This is a genomic window from Dactylosporangium sp. CA-152071, assembly GCF_050936335.1.
GTDB classification, from domain to species: domain Bacteria; phylum Actinomycetota; class Actinomycetes; order Mycobacteriales; family Micromonosporaceae; genus Dactylosporangium; species Dactylosporangium maewongense.
The window spans coordinates 8,535,299-8,552,664 of sequence record NZ_JBNJMZ010000001.1; the positions used below are offsets into that span (position 1 = coordinate 8,535,299).

Consider the following 17,366-nt stretch of genomic DNA (forward strand, 5'->3'; position numbering starts at 1 on the left):
ACCGGCGGGCTGATGGCCCGTGCACCCGGCCGTTCGCCACGCCGTCGTCACGCAAGGTAGCCGACCAGCGTGGGGGTTCCGGGGGTCCTCCCGCGCCCCGATATGGTCCTCGCATCCGCCCGGCCCGCCGTCACCCACCTCGGATGACACCGCGGCGGATCCGCTGAGTCGCGTCCGCGCGAGCCGGGGAACCGAGCACCACCGGGGTGAATCCACGGGGCCAGCGCCTCGAGGTAGGGCGATCCTCCCGCCCGAACCCGTCAGCTAACCCGGTAGGCGGCACCGGAAGGAGCACTCCGTGCAGCCACAGACCCGGCATCGCCCGTGCCGCAGCACCTCGGGCACCTCGACCCTCGGCCCGGCCCGGTAGTCGCCGACCGTCACCGCACCGGCCCTCGGCCGGCGTGGCACCCCCCCTGCCCGGATCACGTCCGGCACCGGCAACAGCAGCCGTCATCGAGCATGTCTGTCGAGGTACCCGTGAGTTACCTGTACAAACCCAGGCACCAGAACCAGAGCCCCGCCCCGTCGCGCTTCCGCGTGCTGCCGATCGCGGCCGCCGCGGCGGTCCTCGGGGTGACGGCGGCCGTCGGCGTGGCCGTGCACGCCTCGACCCCCACACCGGTGGCCGACGCGCAGTCGGTGACGGCCGCGGATCCGTCCGGAACCGGCGTCGGTCCGGCCGGGCGTGACCGGCAGCGGACCCAGGCGGCGCCCGACGCCGCCTCCGCCCCGTCGAAGGCCCCCGCCGGTACGGCGACGTCCAAGCCCGCCACGCCCGCCCCGCCCGCCGCCCCGGCCAGCCCCACCAAACCGGCGGCCCCGGCGGAGAAGGAGCTCGCGTACCGGTTCGCCTGGCAGGAGAACTTCTACTACTGCGGCCCGGCGGCGACCCGGATCGCGCTGACCGCGCGGTCGATGTACCCGTCCCAGTCCGAGGTCGCCCAGAGCCTGCACACGACCGTCAACGGCACCAACTCCGCCGACGACACCACCCGGTCGCTCAACGAGTACACGAAGAGCTCCTTCTACAAGTCGCACTTCATCCCCGGTCAGTCGGCCACCCAGGCGGAGATCGACCAGATGCAGGCCGACGTCGTCAACGCGATCACCAACGGCTACGCCGTGGTCGCCAACATCGCCGGCTCCACCGTGGACGACAAGGGCAACTCGCACTCGTACCCGGGCGGCCACTACCTCACGGTGGTGGGGTACCTCGACGGCGGCAAGACGGTGAAGATCGCCGACCCCGCGGACGCCCTGGGCGTCGGGTACTACACGCTGACGACGGCCAAGCTCGCGCACTGGACCGCCCTGCGCGGATACTCCGCCTGACACGGCCGTCAGCGGCTCGCGGTCAGCGGCCCAGTGCGCGTACCCGGCTGGGTGGCCGGAACGCCTGGGCCGGCTGGCCGCGCAGCGCGCTCGCCATGGTCTGCGCGACGGCGGCGTTGACCGAGCCGGAGACGCCGCTGCCCACGTGGTCGTTCGGGTTGTCCACGTTCACCGCGATGCCGGCCGCCGCGATCTGCGGGGTGAAGCCGACGAACGTCTCGGTCGAGTTGTACTCGGAGCTGCCGGTCTTGCCCGCGACCGGGCGGCCGCCCAGGATGCCGGACACGTTCTCCGCCGTGCCGCCGTCGCACTTGCCGTACGCCGAGGACCGGCTGACCGGGCACCGTGCCGCGTCGGTCGCGGCGGCCGCCACGTCGGGGCTGACCGCCTGCCGGCACTTCGGGGCGGCGGCGTCGACCGGTTTGCCGTTGGAGTCGGTGATCGACAGCACCGGCAGCGGCTGGCAGTACAGGCCGCCGGCGGCGACCGCCGCGTAGGCGTTGGCGAGGTCGAGCGGTGTGGTCGAGGCGACGCCGAGGGTGAACGCTCCCCACTGGTCCGCCTTGGCCGCCATCGCCGCGTCCTCGGCGGAGCGGAACGTGATGCCGAGCCGCTGCGCCATCTCGACCACGCGGCGCGCGCCGATCTGCTGTTCGAGCCAGACGAAGTAGGTGTTGACCGAACGGCCGAAGCCGTTCCACATCGTCCGGTTCCCGTTCATCCAGCTCGGGGAGTCGTTCCCCGGGCACCACCTGCCCCCGCAGCTGCCCGGGCCGCTGGCCGGCCACACGGTCGCTATCCGGCTCGGTGAGTTGAAGTTGGTGCTCAACGGCATGCCCGCGTCGAGCGCGGCGAGCATGGTGAACATCTTGAACGTCGAACCCGCCTGATACCCGGCGACGCCACCACCGCCCGCGATGAGCTGGTTGACGGTGTTCGGGAACAGCGGATGCTGGGGCGGGTTGGGTTCCAGGCTGTAGTGGCGGTTGACGGCCATCGCCAGGACCCGGCCGGTGCCGGGGGTGACGACGGCCGTCGGCATCGACCGCGCGCTGCCGTAGCCGTAGACGCTCAGGGACTGGTTGAGCGTGGCCGCCTGGATGCCCGGGTCGAGCGAGGTGACCACGGTGTAGCCGCCGGTGCGCAGCGCCTCGTCGCGGTCGGCGCGGGTGGCGCCGAACTCGGGCTGGCTGCCCCACCACTGGCGGAAGTAGTCGCAGAAGAAGCCCCAGTCGTTGTGCTCCCGCGGGACGGACACGCAGTTGTTGGGCAGGTCGCGCTCGTTGATCTTCAGCTCCTGGCCCTTCGCCGCGGTGGCGTCCGCGGCGCTGATCATCTTCATCTTCGCCATCGAGTCGAGCGTGTAGGCGCGGCGCCGCAGGGCCGCGTCGCGGTCGCCGCTGATCGGGTTGTCGCCGTCGGGGGACTGCAGCAGCCCGGCGAGCAGCGCCGCCTCGGGCAGCGTCAGCTCCAGGGCCGACTTGCCGAAGTACGTCTGGCTGGCGGCGTAGATGCCGTAGGCGCCGGCACCGAAGTAGGCGATGTTCAGGTAGCCCTGGAGGATGTCCTGCTTGCTCAGGTGCTGTTCCAGCTTCGTCGCGTAGCGCATCTCGCGCACCTTGCGGGCGGGCGTGTCGGCGAGCGAGTCGACCCGCTGCTGCGGCGACAGGGTCGGGTCGTTCTTCAGCACGTTGCGCACGTACTGCATCGTCAGCGTCGAGGCGCCCTGCTGGGCGTTGCCCCTGCCGTTGGAGACCAGCGCGCGCAGGACGCCCCTGCCGTCGACACCCTGATGCTGGTAGAAGCGGGTGTCCTCGGCCGCGACGACGGCCTGCTGGAGCACCGGTGCGATCTGGTCCAGCGGCACGTCCTTGCGGTTCTCGTCGTAGAACGTGGTGATGAGCGTCTTGCCGTCGTTGGCGTAGACGTAGGTGGCCTGCGGCGGCGGTGGCAGCGCCAGGTCCGCCGGGAGGTTCGTCCAGACGTCACGGCTCGCGTTCACCGTGGAGCCGCCGATGAACGCGAGCGGCAGTACACCGGCGGCCACGACCAGACCCGAGATGACGCCGCACAGCAGGAGCCGGCCGAACCCCCGGAGCCAGCGTGCTGAGCGGCTCGGCGCCCCGGCTTTCGCACGGCGGCTGCTGGCGCTGTGCGCGGGTCGGCTTCGGGCGCGGACGAGGCGCATTGGCTTCTCCCCAGGAGACAACGGGTGGTTCGCTAGCCGCCGATCCGACGTGGACCGATGTGACCGGCGCGCCGCTACCCGGGGGGTGCAGGGCCAAACGGCGGGAGTGCCCGCCCGCCCCGATCGTCACCCCGGGGCGGGGTTCACCCCTCCGCGGGCCGGCGATCCCCCTGGTGAGGAGGGATCGGATGACGGCCGGGCAATCGGGCGCCCGGACCCGGCAGCCTCTGTTCGGCTGGATCGCGCGGCGCACTGTGGCCGTTCGAGCGGGGGCTCAGCCGGTGCCGGCGGGAGCTCACCGGCGACGGCTCACGGGCGACCGCCGACAGAGCGGTCCACGGCCCGACACCGCTGCCACGCGAGGCGACCGAAGGGAAACGACGCCATGTGCGGCTTCCTGATGTACGTGGGGGACTTCGCCATCTCCCCAGAGACCCTCGGACTGGTGGAACGGCAACTCGAGTTGCTCGACCACCGCGGCCCCGACGACATGGCCCTGGAGAAGGCCGGACAAGGCGTGGCGGCCGGTTTCAAACGGCTCGCCATCATCGACGTGCAAGGCAGCCGGCAGCCGTTGCGGTACCCGCCGAGCGGGCCGGACGCGGGCCGGTGGACGCTGGTCTTCAACGGCGAGATCTACAACTTCGAGGCACTGCGCGAGGAACTGATCCGCGTGCACGGCGCGGAGTTCGCCACGGGCGGGGACAGCGAGGTGGTCGCCGCCGCCTACCACTACTGGGGCGAGGCCGCGCTCGGCCGGCTCCGCGGCATGTTCGCGTTCGCCCTCTGGGACGAGGCCACCGAGACGGTGCACGCGGCGCGGGACCAGTTCGGGATCAAGCCGCTGTACTACCTGCCGACCGTCGACGGGCTGTGGCTGTCGAGCGAGAAGGCGCCGCTGCTGGGGGTCGCCGGCGGCGAGCTCGACCAGACCGCACTGTCGCTCTACCTGACGATGCAGTACGTGCCCGAGCCGTACACCCTGCACCGGCACATCGCGCGGCTGCCCAGCGGCGGGCTGCTCACCCGCGCCCTCGGCTACCCGCCGGTGGTCCGGCGTCTCAACCGGCCGAAGTTCCGGCCGGACCCGGCGGTCACCGAGCAGTCCATTGTGGACGAACTGCGCGACGCGCTGCGGGAGAGCGTGCGATGCCACCTGCGGGCGGACGTCCCGGTCGGCGCGTTCCTGTCCAGCGGGATCGACTCGACCGCCATCGTCGCGCTCGCCGCCGAGGTCCACCCACGCCTGCGCGCCTTCACCGCCGGCTTCGACACCGCCACCGCGTACTCCGAGCTCGACGTGGCCGAGCAGTCCGCCCGCCACCTCGGCGTCGACCTGGTGCCCACCATCGTCAATCCCGAGCAGGTGATGGTGGCGCTGCCGCGCATCATCTGGCACCTGGGCGATCCGGTCGCCGACCCGTCGATCGTCCCGCTGTACTTCCTGGCGCAGACGGCGGCCGAACACGTCACCGTGGTGCTGTCGGGCGAGGGCGCGGACGAGCTCGCCGGCGGCTACACCATCTACGGGGAGCCGCGTTCCCTCGCACCGGTGCGCCGCCTCGGCGCACCGATCCAGCGCGGCCTGCGCGCCCTGGCCCGTGCGGTCCCCGACGGTGTCAAGGGCAAGAGCTACCTGCTGCGGGCCACGACGCCGATCGAGACGCGGTACTTCGGCAACGCCCGCGTCCTCGGTGACGAGGAGAAGGCCCGGATCCTCCTGGGCGGCCCGGGGGTGGGCCACCCGCACGTGACCGCGGCGCTCTACGCCGAGGCCGCGGACCTCGACGACCTCACCACCATGCAGCACATCGACATCAACACGTGGCTGCCCGGCGACATCCTGACCAAGGCCGACCGGATGTCGATGGCTCACTCGCTGGAGCTGCGCGTGCCGTTCCTGGACAAGGGCGTGTTCGAGGTCCTGTCCCGGCTGCCCGACCGGCTGAAGGTGCCACCCCGCGGCCGCACCACCAAGTACGCGCTGCGCCGGGCCCTCGCGGGCATCGTGCCGGACTTCATCACCGACCGTCCGAAGCTCGGCTTCCCGACCCCGGCCCGGCGCTGGCTGCGCACGGAGCTCGCGGAATGGGCCCACCACGTCCTGTCCACGTCGGGCGCCGGCCACCTGATCGACCTCAAGTACGCCCACGAGCTGCTCACCCAGCACGAACGCGGCGACGCCGACAACGCCCGCAAACTGTGGATCCTGCTGACGTTCTGCCTGTGGCACGGCATCTTCGTCGACGGCTCGGTCGTCCCCACACTGCCCGAACGCCGCCCCCGCCCCGCCCGCGCCATCTGACGCCCACCACCCGCGACACACACGCCGGACCGTGCGCGCGCTGCCCTGCGCGCACCGGCCCGCGTGCGTCCTCAACCGAGCGGCCGCTGTCCTGCGTGCTGGCCCACGTGCGTGCCGGTCCGTGTGGGGGCGCTGGACTGTGTGGCCGCTGGATCGTGCGCGCCGACTGTGCCCGCGGTGGACCGGGGCCTGGACTCTGTGCGCGATGGACCATGTCCGCTGGACTGTGTGGCCGCTGGACCGTGTGCGTTGTCCGACCGTGTGCGGCGTCCGACCGCGTGCGTGCTGGACGGCATGGCGCTGGACCGCATGGACGCTGGATCGTGTGGACAGTGTGCGCTGGACCGTGTGTTGTCCGATCGTGTGCGCCCGATCGCGTGCGGCTGGACCGCATGGCGCTGGACGGCATGGCACCACGCCGAATGACGCCCGACCGCTTGGCGCTGGGCCGCATGAAGCCTGACCGCGTGGCGCCGACCGCTCGTCGCTGGACCGCGCTGCGCGCCCGACCGCGTGGGCGTCGGCGTCGCTCCAAGCGACCGCGGACCAGCGGGAACGCTCCTCCCGGTGGTCTCCCGGCGACCTCAGCTCCCGTGCCAGGCCGCCGGCATCACACGCGCACCGGGCCACCACCTGGTCCCGCGCGGCGAGCCACCGCCGGTCCGCCCGCCGGTCCGCCACCCGCACCTCCCCGCAGCAGAGCGGGTGTCGTCCGCGGGGAGACGCGGGCCGCAGCGCTGATCACGACGGGTCCGGCTCGCGGATGGCGTCGAGGATCTGCTGGCCGAACTTGGCGAGCTTGTTCTCCCCGACACCGCTGATCGTCGACAGCTGCGCCAGGGTCGCCGGGGCCTCCGTGGCGATCTGCCGCAGCGTCGCGTCGTGGAAGATGACATACGCCGGGACGCTCTGCTCCTTCGCCGTCGCCGAACGCCACGCACGCAGCCGCTCGAACAGCGGCGCCGCCTCCGCCGGCAGCTCCGTCGCCGCGGCCGCGCCGCGCTGCTTGGCGACCTTCGCCGCCGACACGGGCCGCTCCGGCTCCCGGCGCAGCATCACCTGCCGCCGCCGGCCGAGCACCTCCGCGCTGTCGTCGGTGAGCACCAGCGTGCCGTAGTCACCCTCGACGGCGAGCAGGCCCTGCGCGAGCAGCTGCCGCACCACCGCCCGCCACTCCGCCTCCCGCAGGTCGGCGCCGACCCCGAACACGGTCAGCTCGTCGTGGTGCCACTGCACGACCTTGTCGGTCTTCTTGCCGAGCAGGATGTCGATGCACTGCCCGGCGCCGAACTTCTGGTTGCGCTCCTTCTGCAGCCGGTACACCGTCGACAGCAGCTTCTGCGCCGGCACCGTGCCGTCCCATGACTCGGGCGGGCTCAGGCACGTGTCGCAGTTGCCGCACGGCTTGCTCTGCTGCCCGAAATAGGCCAGCAGCTGCACCCGCCGGCACTCGACCGTCTCGCACAGCGCCAGCATCGCGTCGAGGTGCCGGCCCAGCCCCCGCCGGTGCGCCGCGTCGCCCTCCGAGCCTTCGATCATCTTGCGTTGCTGGACGACGTCCTGCAGGCCATAGGCCAGCCACGCGTTGGACGGCAGGCCGTCCCGCCCGGCCCGGCCCGTCTCCTGGTAATAGCCCTCCACCGACTTCGGCAGGTCCAGGTGCGCGACGAACCTCACGTCGGGCTTGTCGATGCCCATCCCGAACGCGATCGTCGCGACCATGACCAGACCGTCCTCCCGCAGGAACCGGGCCTGGTTGTCGGCGCGGGTCCGGGCGTCGAGCCCTGCGTGGTAGGGCAGCGCCGAGATGCCGTTGTCCTTCAGGAACTCGGCGATCTTCTCCACGCTGGCGCGGGACAGGCAGTAGACGATGCCGGCGTCGTCGCGGTGCTCGGTGCGCAGGAGCTCCAGCAGCTGCCGCCGCGGCTCCTGCTTCGGCACGATCCGATACTGGATGTTGGGCCGGTCGAAGCTCGACACGAAGTGCCGCGCCCCGGTCAGCCCCAGCCGGGTGGCGATCTCCTTGTGGGTGGCCGTCGTCGCGGTCGCCGTCAGCGCGATCCGCGGCACGTCGGGCCACCGCTCGTGCAGCACCGACAGGTTGAGGTAGTCGGGCCGGAAGTCGTGCCCCCACTGCGACACGCAGTGCGCCTCGTCGATCGCGAACAGCCCGATCTTCCCGCGCTCCAGCAGCCGCATCGTCTGCGGGGACGCGAGGGCCTCCGGCGCGAGATACAGCAGGTCGAGCTCGCCGCCGACGAACGCGGCCTCGACCGCCCGGCGGCTGTCGAAGTCGAGCGTCGAGTTGACGAACCCGGCCCGCACACCCAGCGCCGTCAGCGCGTCGACCTGGTCCTGCATCAGCGCGATCAGCGGCGAGATCACCACCGCCGTGCCCTCGCGGACCAGCGCCGGGATCTGATAGCACAGCGACTTGCCGCCGCCGGTCGGCATCAGCACGAGCGCGTCGCCACCGCCGATGACGTGCTCGATGATCTCCTGCTGGCTGCCCCGGAACGTGTCATAACCGAACACCCGGCGCAGGACCTCGATCGCCGGCCCGGCCGTCTCAACCCCCACGGTGCTGTCCACGCGGCGATTCTACGAGCGGCGACCGACAAGAATCGCCGCCGTGACGGCCGGTGGACGATCTGACTACTGGCTGAACACGATCGGGCGCACCTCGATGGCGTTCCACTTCGCGTCGGGGATCATCGCGGCGAGCTCCACCGCCCGCTCCTTCGACTCGCACTCGACCAGGTAGAAGCCGGCGAGGAACTCCTTGGCCTCCACGTACGGCCCGTCGGTCACCGTCTCCGCGCCGGCCCTGATCCGGACCACCGCGCTGTCCTTCGGGTCGGCCAGGGCGTGGGTGCTCACCATCTCACCCGATTCGGTGATCGTGGCGATGAACCGCTCGTGCCCGGCCATCACCTCGTCGACGTCCGCCTGCGTCAGCGTCGCCCAGACGTCCGGGTTCATGTGGATCAGCAGCAGGTACTTCACGGGAACGCTCCTCTGTCGTCGGGTGCTCGCACCGACTGGTCGGAGCCGCCGCGCGGTGCTCTACACGTCTCTCAGGAATTCTTCACCGCGGCCGGCAGGGGCAGCGACCGGGTCAGCTTGGTCAGGGTCGTCGCCGCCTTCGCGAACTGGGTGCCGTTCGGATGCACGGACAGCACCGCGACGATGTACCGGTCGCCGTCGCCGACCGTGCCCGTCGTGTGCAGGACCTCGCCGCTCATGTCCGGCGCGTTCGGCGGCGCGGCGACACCGACGAACTGCCCCGGCGCGGAGGGCTGATACGCGGCCGGCGCGGCGCACGGCGTGGCCGGGTTGTCACCGAAACCGGACCATCCCTGCTTCGCCGACCACGGCTTGCTGAACGTGCTCGGGATGCCGAACGACTGGTCGTACTTGTCGGTGCCGCACTTCGTCGACGCGTGCAGGTTGCCCATGATGTAGTCGCGCACCGGCGCCGGCGCCTTGTCGAGGATGAACTGGTAGACGCGCACCAGGTCGCCCGCGCTCACGGCGGTGTACCCCCAGTAGCCCGGCTGGCTCACCGGCGGCGGCGCGGTGTCCTGCAACCCGAGCCGCTGCACCATCCGGGTCACGATCTCCCGCTGCCCGTTGGCCTTCCACAGCCCCGTCGCCGCGCTGTCGTCGCTGCTGCGCAGCATCACGTCGAGCTTCGGCTTGTCGGCCGCCGGCACGGTGTACGACGGACCCTTGGCCCAGAAGTAGTCCAGCGCGATCAGCAGCTTCACCAGTGACGCCGACCTGAAGCGCCAGCTCGCCTTCTGCTGTACAACGAACGCCCCCTGCTGCCGGTCGAAGATCACGATCCCCGCCGTCACCCCGGCCGGCACCGCGACCGTGGCCACGCCCGACGGGGACGGGCTGGCCGCCGCGGAGGGCGTGGAGAGTCCCGCCGAGGCGCTGCCCACGCCACTGCCCGACCGGGCGGGCTGGGCGGTCTGCGCGGCGCCCGGGTCCTCGGACCCGCACCCGGTGAGGACGAGCAGCGCGATGCTCGCGACCACGGCGCTGAGCACGACCCTCACCCGCCGGACCCCGGTCACGTCCCGCGCCGGCGGGAGCGTCGACGCGGTGGTGGGCGGTGCCGCCGGCTGGGTGACCAGGGTCGAAAGCATGGTCCATCCTCACGCTCCGCCTGCCGGAGCACAAACCCCGGGCGGTATTTGACGTGAGGTGGCCGGGGCGGGAGCGTTCGCCGAGGCCGGGACGGGTCCGGAGTGCGTCACCATGGCGGGGTGGGGGACCGGGGGCGTCCGCGGTGGGCCGCCCTCGCCCTGGCGGTCCCGGTGGTGTTGCTGCTCGCCGGGTTGTGGAAGGCGATCGCGCTGTTCGCCATCGTGTGCGCCGGCATGGTCACGCCGGTGCTGGCCGGACAGTGGCGGAGCCGTCACCGGCAGCGGGCGGCGCACGCGGGCGGAGCGCAGGTGTGGGCCGGGCACCTGGCGCTGGACAGCGCCGTCGGGCTGTGGGAGGTCGGCGTCGGCGCGGCGTTCCTGTTCGGCGCGGGTGTGCCGGTGCGCCTCACCCCGCAGCCGCTCGGGCTCCTGGTCGAGGTGCGCCGGTCACGGCTGCGCGAGGGCGTGGCCGGGCACCGGGCGGAGGGCTGCCGTCCGCGCCGGGCGCCGATCCTCGTCTCGTGGGTGGACATCGCGTCGGTACGGCAGGCCCGCCCGACCCGGGTGACCGACTGGGGCAAGGTGGGTGTACTGCCGTTCGACGTCATCGAGGTGGTGCTGCGCGACGGCGGGGTGCTGCCGTTCGCCACGCCGGACGCGGCCGGACTCGCCGACCTGATCGCGCTGCGGACCGCCGCCGGGCCGGGTTCGGGAGACGAACGACCCGGGTGATCGACCGGAGACTCTGCGTGGCTGAGTTGCGCCGGTTTCTGGCGCTTCCGTACGGTGGTCTTCCATGGCAGAGCTGATCGAGGTCGGTGTCTGGTTCGAGGCCCGGCCGATCACCGTTGAGCAGGGCGTCGACCGCTTCGAGGCGCTGCGGCGCGGCGACACCGGATGGGCCGCGGCGGACCCCGGGATCGAGAAGTTTCACCGCGAGGTGCTGGCCGGCGTCGACGCCGCGTGGTGGGCCGGTCCGGTCGTCGCGGCCGACACGCACGTGCTGCTCAGCCTGCAGCCGGAGACGCCGGAGGCCGCGCTCGACCTCGTGCACCGGGTGGCCGACGAGTGCGAGCTGCTCTGCTTCCAGCGCCCCGGCCGGCACCAGCCCGCGGCGCTGTGGCAGCCGCGCAGGCTGCTGAGGGTGCCGGTGCCCCGGCTCTCGACCGAGGACGGCTCGCTCGCGCACCACCCGACCGGTGACGACATCCGCGACTTCCTCGGCCGGCTCGACGCGGACAACCGCTCCGCCGTGCTGTGGCGGGAGGACGGGTCGTCGATCCGCGTCACGTACGTGCCGGGCCAGCGCAGCTGGAAGCTGGAGACCGTCGTGGGCGAGGAGCGGGGCGAGACGGTGCAGGACGACCTCGCCGGCGTCGCCGAACGGTTCGAGGCCTTCGCCCAGTCGTGAGGCGTCGTGGTCGCCCGACCTGACCGCCGGCGCGGCCCTGCTCGCGGGATGCGGGCGGGCCGGCCGGTGCTGGGTCAGGGGGTGGTCCGGGTCCGGATGGTGAGCTGGGTGCGGTGGTGGGCCGGGGAGGTCACCTCGTCGAGGATGGCCGTGGCCAGGTCCGCGTAGGTCGTGGTGCCTTCCGCGATACGGCCGTCGGTGGTGACCTCGTACGCGCCGGTGCCGGGGGTGTCGACCAGTTCCTTCGTCGGCGTGAACACCACCCAGTCCAGGGAGCCCTCGCGCAGCGCGGACAGCTCGGCAACCCGGCCCAGCGAGAACGGGCGGTAGGCGTCGGGGAAGGACTCCGCCTCGTACAGCTTCACACCGTCCGGACCGTCGAGGGTCGTCGCCAGCCCCACGACCAGCAGCCGCTTCGTGCCGGCCCGGGTGAGGCCGTCCAGGAGGGAGCGGGTGCCGGCGCCGTACAGGTCCGTGGGGTCGATGTCGGCCGTGTAGATCGCGCTGACCGCGACGTCGTGCCCCGCGGCGACGGCCGCCACCGCGTCCGCGTCCGTGACGTCGCCGGCGACCGCGCCCGCGACGTCCGGGTGCCGTGCCGGATCCCGTACCACCGGTGTCACCCGCAGCCCTCGATCCCTCGCCGCCGCCGTGATCCGCCGGCCTGCCCGCCCACCCGCTCCGAACACCACCAATGAGGTCATGCCGGCGACCATAGGGCGGGAGACGTCGGTAACTGCAAGGTAACCGAGGCGTACGCTACGTTCGGCTGCGTGAGCGAGCCACTGCCGCGCGACCTGTTCGACCCCGCGTGCCCGTCGAACGCCACGCCGTTCCAGATCGGCGACAAGTGGGCCGGGATGGTCCTCGTCTGCCTCGAGGACGGGCCGCGCCGCTTCTCCGAGCTGCGCGTGCCGATGCACCGCGTCTCCGCCAAGGTGCTCGCCGAGACCCTCCGCGCCCTCGAACGCGACGGCATGATCACCCGTACCGCGTACGACGAGGTGCCGCCGCGCGTCGAGTACGCGTTGACGCCGCTCGGGCGGACGCTGTTCCCCGCGATGGCCGCCTGCCGGGCCTGGGCCGTCGAACACCTTCCGGAGGTGCTCGACGCCCGCGAGCAGTACGCCAGCAGGAGCGCGTGATGTTCCACCGGTACGTGGCGATCGGGGACAGCACCACCGAAGGCATGGACGACCCGGACGGCGCCGGCGGCTACCGCGGCTGGGCGGACCGCTTCGCCGCGCACGTCGCCCGCGCACAGCCCGGCCACCGGCTCGAGTACGCGAACCTGGCCATCCGCGGCCGCACCACCGCCCGCATCCGCGCCGAGCAGCTCCGGCCGGCCCTCGACCTCGCGCCCGACCTCGCCACCGTCGTCGCCGGCATGAACGACATCCTGCGCGGCTCCTTCGACGTCGCCGCCGTCGCCGGTGACCTCCTCGCCATGCAGAAGGCCCTGATCGGCGGCGGCGCCACGGTCATCACGTTCACGCTGCCCGACCCCGCCCCGGTCATGCCGATCGCGAAGCCGCTGCGCGGCCGGGTCCTCGCCCTCAACACCGCGATCCGCGACGCGTGCGCCGCCAGCGGGGCGATCCTGCTGGACCTCGGCGCGTACCCGGTCGCGTCCGACCCGCGCCTGTGGAGCGACGACCGCCTGCACGCCAACAGCGCCGGCCACGAACGCATCGCCGCCGCCCTCGCCCACGCCGCCGGCCTGCCCGGCACCGACGAGTCGTGGACCTCGCCGCTGCCGTCCCCTCCGCTGCGCCGCCGGCACGAGGTGCTCCGGGCGGAGCTCGCCTGGGGCCGCCGCCACCTGCTGCCCTGGCTCGGCCGTCACCTGCGCGGCAAGTCCTCCGGCGACGACCGCTTCCCGAAACGCCCCGACCCGTCCCCGGTCGACCTCCCGGACGCCTGACCCGCCACAACCCCCGCCCGCCGCGCCCTGGATCCCGGCGCTCCGGCCAAGATCCCCGGCTTGATCCTTCCCGGTGTCTGACCCATCGCAGACGTGAACCGCGTCCGAGCTGCCGCATCGTCGTCTCGCGGTCCGTGCCCCGCCACGGTGCCTCCGGGCGCCGTGGCGAGCGGTGCCGCCGTCCACCGGCCGGACCACCTCCCACGGAGCGGGTCACGACGCGGTGGGTTGCGGATCGCGCCCACCCACGGAACAAAGAAGCGCCGCCGGCCACCCGGCCATGTCGCCACAAGCAGCCACCGCCGGCGCGGCTCACCCCTTCGTCTCGCCCTCAAGCAACCGTCCCAGCCCGGCTCGCCTCGACCAACCGGACCGGCGGCCCGGTGCAGCCTTGAGCGACCGGCCCGGCGCGGCCGGTGCAGCCTTGAGGAACCGGCCCGGCGCGGCCGGCACCGCGGAGCATGCGGAGCTGTTGGTGGTGCTGACGAGTGGACGGACGGCACAGTCGGAGTGCCGGGTGGGCAGCGGCCCGGCCGGTCAGGGCACCCGCCGCGCCGGGTGGGTTCGCCGCTCGGTCAGGGGACCAGGATCACCTTGCCGCGGACGTGGCCGGACTGGCTCAGGTCGTGGGCGGCGGCGCCCTCCGACAGCGGGAACACCCGCTCGACCGGCATCGTGAAGCGGCCCTGGCGGTACAGCTCGGCGGCCTCCTCCAGGGTCTGCCAGGCGCGGCCCTCCGAGCCGTCCGTGACCCGGGCGCCGAGCGTCGGTGCGTCGAAGTCCACGAGGCTGACCACGTCGGACGGCGCGGGCGTCAGCGTGATCAGCTGCGCGACCGCGCCGCGCCCCGCGGTGTCGAGGGCGACGTCCACGCCCTGTGGCGCGGCGGCGCGGATGCGGTCGGGCATGCCTTCGCCGTACGTGACGGGTATGGCGCCGATCGAGCGCAGGAACTCGTGGTTGCGCTCGCTGGCGGTGCCGATGACCGTGGCCCCGCGGGCGACCGCGAGCTGGGTCGCGGCGATGCCGACGCCGCCGGCGGCGCCGTTGACGACCAGCGTCTGCCCCTTCTCGAGACCGAGCAGCGCGAGCGCGCGGCCGGCCGACTCGACGACACCGGGCAGCCCGGCCGCCTCCTCGAACGACATCGCCGCCGGCTTGGCCACCCACAGCTTCATGACGGCGTGCTCGGCGGCGCCGCCACCGGCCGCGAGCCCGAAGACCTCGTCGCCGACCTGCGCGTCCGCCCCCGGGCCGACGGCGTCGACGACACCCGACACGTCGCCGTGCGGGATCACCGGCAGCCGGGTCGGTGTCGTGTCGCCGAACAGGCCGCTGCGGACCTTCCAGTCGAACGGGTTGATGCCCACCGCCCGCACCGCGATCCTGACCTGCCCCGGCCCGGGCTGCGGCGGGTCGACGTCGACGACGTGCAGGACGCTCGACGGCCCGTATTCGGAATACCGCAACGCTTTCACGGGTGCCCCTCCGATGGTGGTGTACGTGCTGCGCGGCCGCTGGGCCCGATACCCCGCAACCGCCGGTTCAATGGTCGAACGGCCCGCCCGGCGGGTCAGGTGTTGAGTGGCCGGCGGGCCACCAGCAGGACGTGCGTGTCGGGCCACGGCCGCGGCGTCCCGTCCTGGTCCGAGAGCGCCGCGACCGGGGCGAGCCGGTGCTCGACTATCCAGTCGTTGCGCCACGAGTGCGACGCGGCGTCGACCTCGAAGCCCACGTCGGTCAGCAGCGCCTTCCAGTCGGCGAACTCCAGCCCGCAGAACTGCTCGTGTGCCTCGGACAGCCAGTTGTCGGGATAGTCCTTGTGGGTGAGGAACTCCATCGCGTCGCCGAGGGCGATGTCGACGGTGCCGTCGGCCCGGGCGTCGAACGGTAACGGGAAGTGGAAGTCGGCGGCGAACCGGTCCAGCCGCGCCCTGGTCGGCAGCCCTTCGACGTGTGCGGCGATCTCCTCGCGGGTCAGGCCGTCCAGATCGACGAGCGGACCGCCGGCGGCGCCCTGCAGCGCGAGCCGCACCCGCAGGTCGCGGTTGTCGGGGCCGGACACGTCGGAGTTGATCCAGACGCCGCCGGGGACCGTGTGGTCGTAGATGGCCTGGGCGAAGCGGCGCAGCGAGTCCATCCGCTGCCCGTAGGACCAGATCTCGTGCGTCAGCGCGAACGTCAGCGTCGTGTCGACCGACCGGGGCGCGAAGACGGCCCCGCCCAGCACGTTGCGGCAGTAGAAGTAGACGTTGGGGTTGGTGAACCAGCCCTGCGCCTTGCGGTGCATGCATTCTTCGAACAGGTGACGGGCGACCTCGACGCCGATGAGGTCGCTCTCGCGCAGCGCAGGATCCCGGTCGGCGAGGGCGAGGACCGCGCCGGCGCCGCAGCCGACGTCGACGATCCTGCCGGGCCGCACGTGCCGGCGGACCAGGTCCCACTTGCGCTCGGCGCTCGCCTCGAACGCCTCGGCATAGGTGCGGTAGTCACGGGTCGTGGTGAGGCCGCCCTCCTCGCCGACGACCGGATCGTTGACGACCTGGGCGACCTGCTCACCGAGCCGATACCGGTCGAAGACGTCGAGCGTCGCGGGGTGCGCCAGCTCCCGCCACGCGGGGTCGCCGGCGGCGAGCCGCAGCAGCACGTCCCACGGCCGGTCGGGCACAGGGTCGCGCTCGGCCTCGACGCCGGCGATCGCGAAACCGAGCTCGGCATACATCGCCGCGACCTCGGGTGTCGAGCACGCCACCACGGTGTCGTGCGGCGTCAGGGTGCGGCCGAGCACGGACTCGACGCTCTTGAGGGTGACCTCGGCGAACCGGTCGGTGTGCGCGGTGTCGAACACCGGCACCACGAGGGACCGCAGCCCCTCCTGGACGCTGAACCGCTCGATCGCCGCCTGCCGCCGGTCATAGCCGACGGGGTTGCGTTTGGTGTTCTGATGGTTGGCGCTAGACATGGTTCCTTAGCCTGCAACTCGGGCGGGACCTGATCAGCTGGCATGACCACCGTACCGACCCCCGCGTTCCTGCGGCGGCCGAGGCCGCTGCTACTCAGCGGGAAACGCGTACTCCAGGTCGTAGGTGGTCGCGTCGAGGATCATCCGGTTGACTTCCACGCACCGGCCCGCATCGGTGTAGGCGTGCCGAACGATCTCCAGCACCACCGTGCCGACCGCGGAGGCCAGCCCGAGCCGCTCGACCTCGTCCGGCCGCGGCACCCTGGCGGTCACTCGCTCGACGAACCGTGCCGGCGCGTGGCCAAGCTCGGCAAGCCGGGCGTACGTTCCGCCGGCGCCCACGTCGGTGTAGGCCAACCTGGTGTCCGCAAAGTCGAGCGGTAGGTAGCTCGTCGCGAGCTGCACCGGTCGCTGCTCGACGAGGAATCGCCGGTCGCGGGTGAGTACGGGTGCGCCAGGCTCCACGCCCAGGGCCTCGGCGACGTCGTGCGGCGCCGGTGTCTCCCCGACAGTGACGTCGACCGCCCGCGGACGGATGCCGGTGTCTGCGTCCTGGATGGCCTTTCCGGCGCCCCACTGCTCACGCGAGAGCCGATCCGGCGAGCGACGTGTGATCCGCTGGAACTGACGGACGTACGGCCGGGCGCCCTGCCGGGTGTGGGTGATGAGTCCCTCGGCGCGCAGGATGTCCACGGCCTTGCGTGCGATGGCCGGTGCGACGCCGTACCGGTCGGCCAGGGAAATCAGCGACGGCAGACGTCCCGTCAGCTCGCCGGAGCGGATCGCCTCGCGCAACTCGTCGACCATGCGCCCATAGGCCGGACCGTCGTTCACCTGAACAGGCTCCTGTCACGTCGGTGTGCGTCACGCTTCCACTCTTCGGGCGAAGTCTAGGCGCATGGCGCCAGTTCGCCAATATGACTCCCACTCCTTGACTATGACTCACAGTTGGACGCATGATCGGTGCACGGGTGCAGCGGTCGGCGACATCGAGACTCCCTGCCGCTGCGCCCCTCCACAGAAAATGGACGGCCCCCGGCGGCGGTGTCAGCGCCAACCGAGGGGCCTTGATCGCCCCAGGAGG

At 72.4% G+C, this 17,366-nt stretch carries 14 protein-coding genes and 1 riboswitch; of the genes, 6 read left to right on the forward strand and 8 right to left on the reverse strand.

Going from position 1 to position 17,366, the window contains the following annotated elements:
- Positions 1–151 precede the first annotated feature (151 nt).
- Positions 152–294: riboswitch (cyclic di-AMP (ydaO/yuaA leader) on the forward strand.
- Positions 295–480: 186 nt separating this feature from the next.
- Positions 481–1,335 carry a C39 family peptidase gene (locus ACQEVZ_RS38540; RefSeq protein WP_433375791.1) on the forward strand — a complete coding sequence of 285 codons (855 nt, stop codon included), beginning with the start codon at positions 481–483 and terminating at the stop codon, positions 1,333–1,335.
- Between the two features lie 22 nt (positions 1,336–1,357).
- Here the strand turns inward: ACQEVZ_RS38540 and ACQEVZ_RS38545 are convergent, their stop codons facing one another.
- Positions 1,358–3,523, reverse strand: a complete 2,166-nt coding sequence (locus tag ACQEVZ_RS38545) for a transglycosylase domain-containing protein (RefSeq protein WP_433375794.1) — start codon at positions 3,521–3,523, stop codon at positions 1,358–1,360.
- 400 nt (positions 3,524–3,923) lie between these two features.
- On the opposite strand from ACQEVZ_RS38545, the gene asnB reads away from it, so the two are divergent.
- Positions 3,924–5,828 (forward strand): asparagine synthase (glutamine-hydrolyzing), encoded by a 1,905-nt coding sequence (gene asnB / locus ACQEVZ_RS38550; RefSeq protein ID WP_344503665.1) that lies wholly within the window; start codon positions 3,924–3,926, stop codon positions 5,826–5,828.
- A 741-nt stretch (positions 5,829–6,569) separates the two neighbouring features.
- Here the strand turns inward: asnB and recQ are convergent.
- From recQ to ACQEVZ_RS38565, 3 genes are all read right to left on the reverse strand, one after another.
- The gene (recQ, locus tag ACQEVZ_RS38555) at positions 6,570–8,408 is read right to left on the reverse strand and encodes a DNA helicase RecQ (RefSeq protein WP_433377223.1); all 1,839 of its coding nucleotides are present in this window, start codon (positions 8,406–8,408) and stop codon (positions 6,570–6,572) included.
- A 75-nt stretch (positions 8,409–8,483) separates the two neighbouring features.
- Positions 8,484–8,834, reverse strand: coding sequence for a YciI family protein (locus ACQEVZ_RS38560; RefSeq protein WP_360569438.1), 351 nt, complete (start codon positions 8,832–8,834; stop codon positions 8,484–8,486).
- A 71-nt stretch (positions 8,835–8,905) separates the two neighbouring features.
- Entirely contained in the window at positions 8,906–9,985 is a 1,080-nt protein-coding gene (locus ACQEVZ_RS38565; RefSeq protein WP_433375798.1) for a hypothetical protein, read from the reverse strand.
- Positions 9,986–10,105: 120 nt separating this feature from the next.
- Here ACQEVZ_RS38565 and ACQEVZ_RS38570 point away from each other — a divergent pair, with 120 nt between their 5' ends.
- Positions 10,106–10,717, forward strand: a complete 612-nt coding sequence (locus ACQEVZ_RS38570; RefSeq protein ID WP_433375801.1) for a hypothetical protein — start codon at positions 10,106–10,108, stop codon at positions 10,715–10,717.
- A gap of 64 nt (positions 10,718–10,781) precedes the next feature.
- Positions 10,782–11,396, forward strand: coding sequence for a hypothetical protein (locus ACQEVZ_RS38575; protein ID WP_344503632.1), 615 nt, complete (start codon positions 10,782–10,784; stop codon positions 11,394–11,396).
- Between the two features lie 74 nt (positions 11,397–11,470).
- Here ACQEVZ_RS38575 and ACQEVZ_RS38580 read toward each other — a convergent pair whose 3' ends face one another.
- Positions 11,471–12,100: an NAD(P)-dependent oxidoreductase gene (locus ACQEVZ_RS38580; protein ID WP_433375804.1), complete on the reverse strand. Its 630-nt coding sequence runs from the start codon at positions 12,098–12,100 to the stop codon at positions 11,471–11,473.
- A gap of 69 nt (positions 12,101–12,169) precedes the next feature.
- On the opposite strand from ACQEVZ_RS38580, the gene ACQEVZ_RS38585 reads away from it, so the two are divergent.
- Complete coding sequence (locus ACQEVZ_RS38585; RefSeq protein ID WP_433375807.1) at positions 12,170–12,541, forward strand: winged helix-turn-helix transcriptional regulator; 372 nt, start codon at positions 12,170–12,172, stop codon at positions 12,539–12,541.
- On the forward strand, positions 12,541–13,320 hold the full coding sequence (locus tag ACQEVZ_RS38590; RefSeq protein ID WP_433375810.1) for an SGNH/GDSL hydrolase family protein: 780 nt from the start codon (positions 12,541–12,543) through the stop codon (positions 13,318–13,320). The genes ACQEVZ_RS38585 and ACQEVZ_RS38590 overlap by 1 nt, the downstream gene beginning before the upstream one ends.
- A gap of 575 nt (positions 13,321–13,895) precedes the next feature.
- On the opposite strand, the gene ACQEVZ_RS38595 is transcribed toward ACQEVZ_RS38590, so the two are convergent.
- The 3 genes from ACQEVZ_RS38595 to ACQEVZ_RS38605 all read right to left on the reverse strand — a co-directional run bounded on the left by ACQEVZ_RS38595 (position 13,896) and on the right by ACQEVZ_RS38605 (position 17,116).
- On the reverse strand, positions 13,896–14,798 hold the full coding sequence (locus tag ACQEVZ_RS38595) for an NADP-dependent oxidoreductase (RefSeq protein WP_433375813.1): 903 nt from the start codon (positions 14,796–14,798) through the stop codon (positions 13,896–13,898).
- 95 nt (positions 14,799–14,893) lie between these two features.
- A complete protein-coding gene (locus ACQEVZ_RS38600; RefSeq protein ID WP_433375816.1) occupies positions 14,894–16,282 on the reverse strand; it encodes a class I SAM-dependent methyltransferase in 1,389 nt (462 codons plus the stop codon).
- Between the two features lie 90 nt (positions 16,283–16,372).
- Positions 16,373–17,116: a GntR family transcriptional regulator gene (locus ACQEVZ_RS38605; RefSeq protein WP_433375819.1), complete on the reverse strand. Its 744-nt coding sequence runs from the start codon at positions 17,114–17,116 to the stop codon at positions 16,373–16,375.
- Positions 17,117–17,366: the final 250 nt, after the last annotated feature.

Coding starts and splice junctions, on each gene's coding strand:
- ACQEVZ_RS38590 (WP_433375810.1), top strand. CDS start 12,541: ATGTTCCACCGGTACGTGGCGATCGGGGACAGCACCACCGAAGGCATG.
- ACQEVZ_RS38545 (WP_433375794.1), bottom strand. CDS start 3,523: ATGCGCCTCGTCCGCGCCCGAAGCCGACCCGCGCACAGCGCCAGCAGC.
- asnB (WP_344503665.1), top strand. CDS start 3,924: ATGTACGTGGGGGACTTCGCCATCTCCCCAGAGACCCTCGGACTGGTG.
- ACQEVZ_RS38575 (WP_344503632.1), top strand. CDS start 10,782: ATGGCAGAGCTGATCGAGGTCGGTGTCTGGTTCGAGGCCCGGCCGATC.
- ACQEVZ_RS38600 (WP_433375816.1), bottom strand. CDS start 16,282: ATGTCTAGCGCCAACCATCAGAACACCAAACGCAACCCCGTCGGCTAT.
- ACQEVZ_RS38565 (WP_433375798.1), bottom strand. CDS start 9,985: ATGCTTTCGACCCTGGTCACCCAGCCGGCGGCACCGCCCACCACCGCG.
- ACQEVZ_RS38580 (WP_433375804.1), bottom strand. CDS start 12,100: ATGACCTCATTGGTGGTGTTCGGAGCGGGTGGGCGGGCAGGCCGGCGG.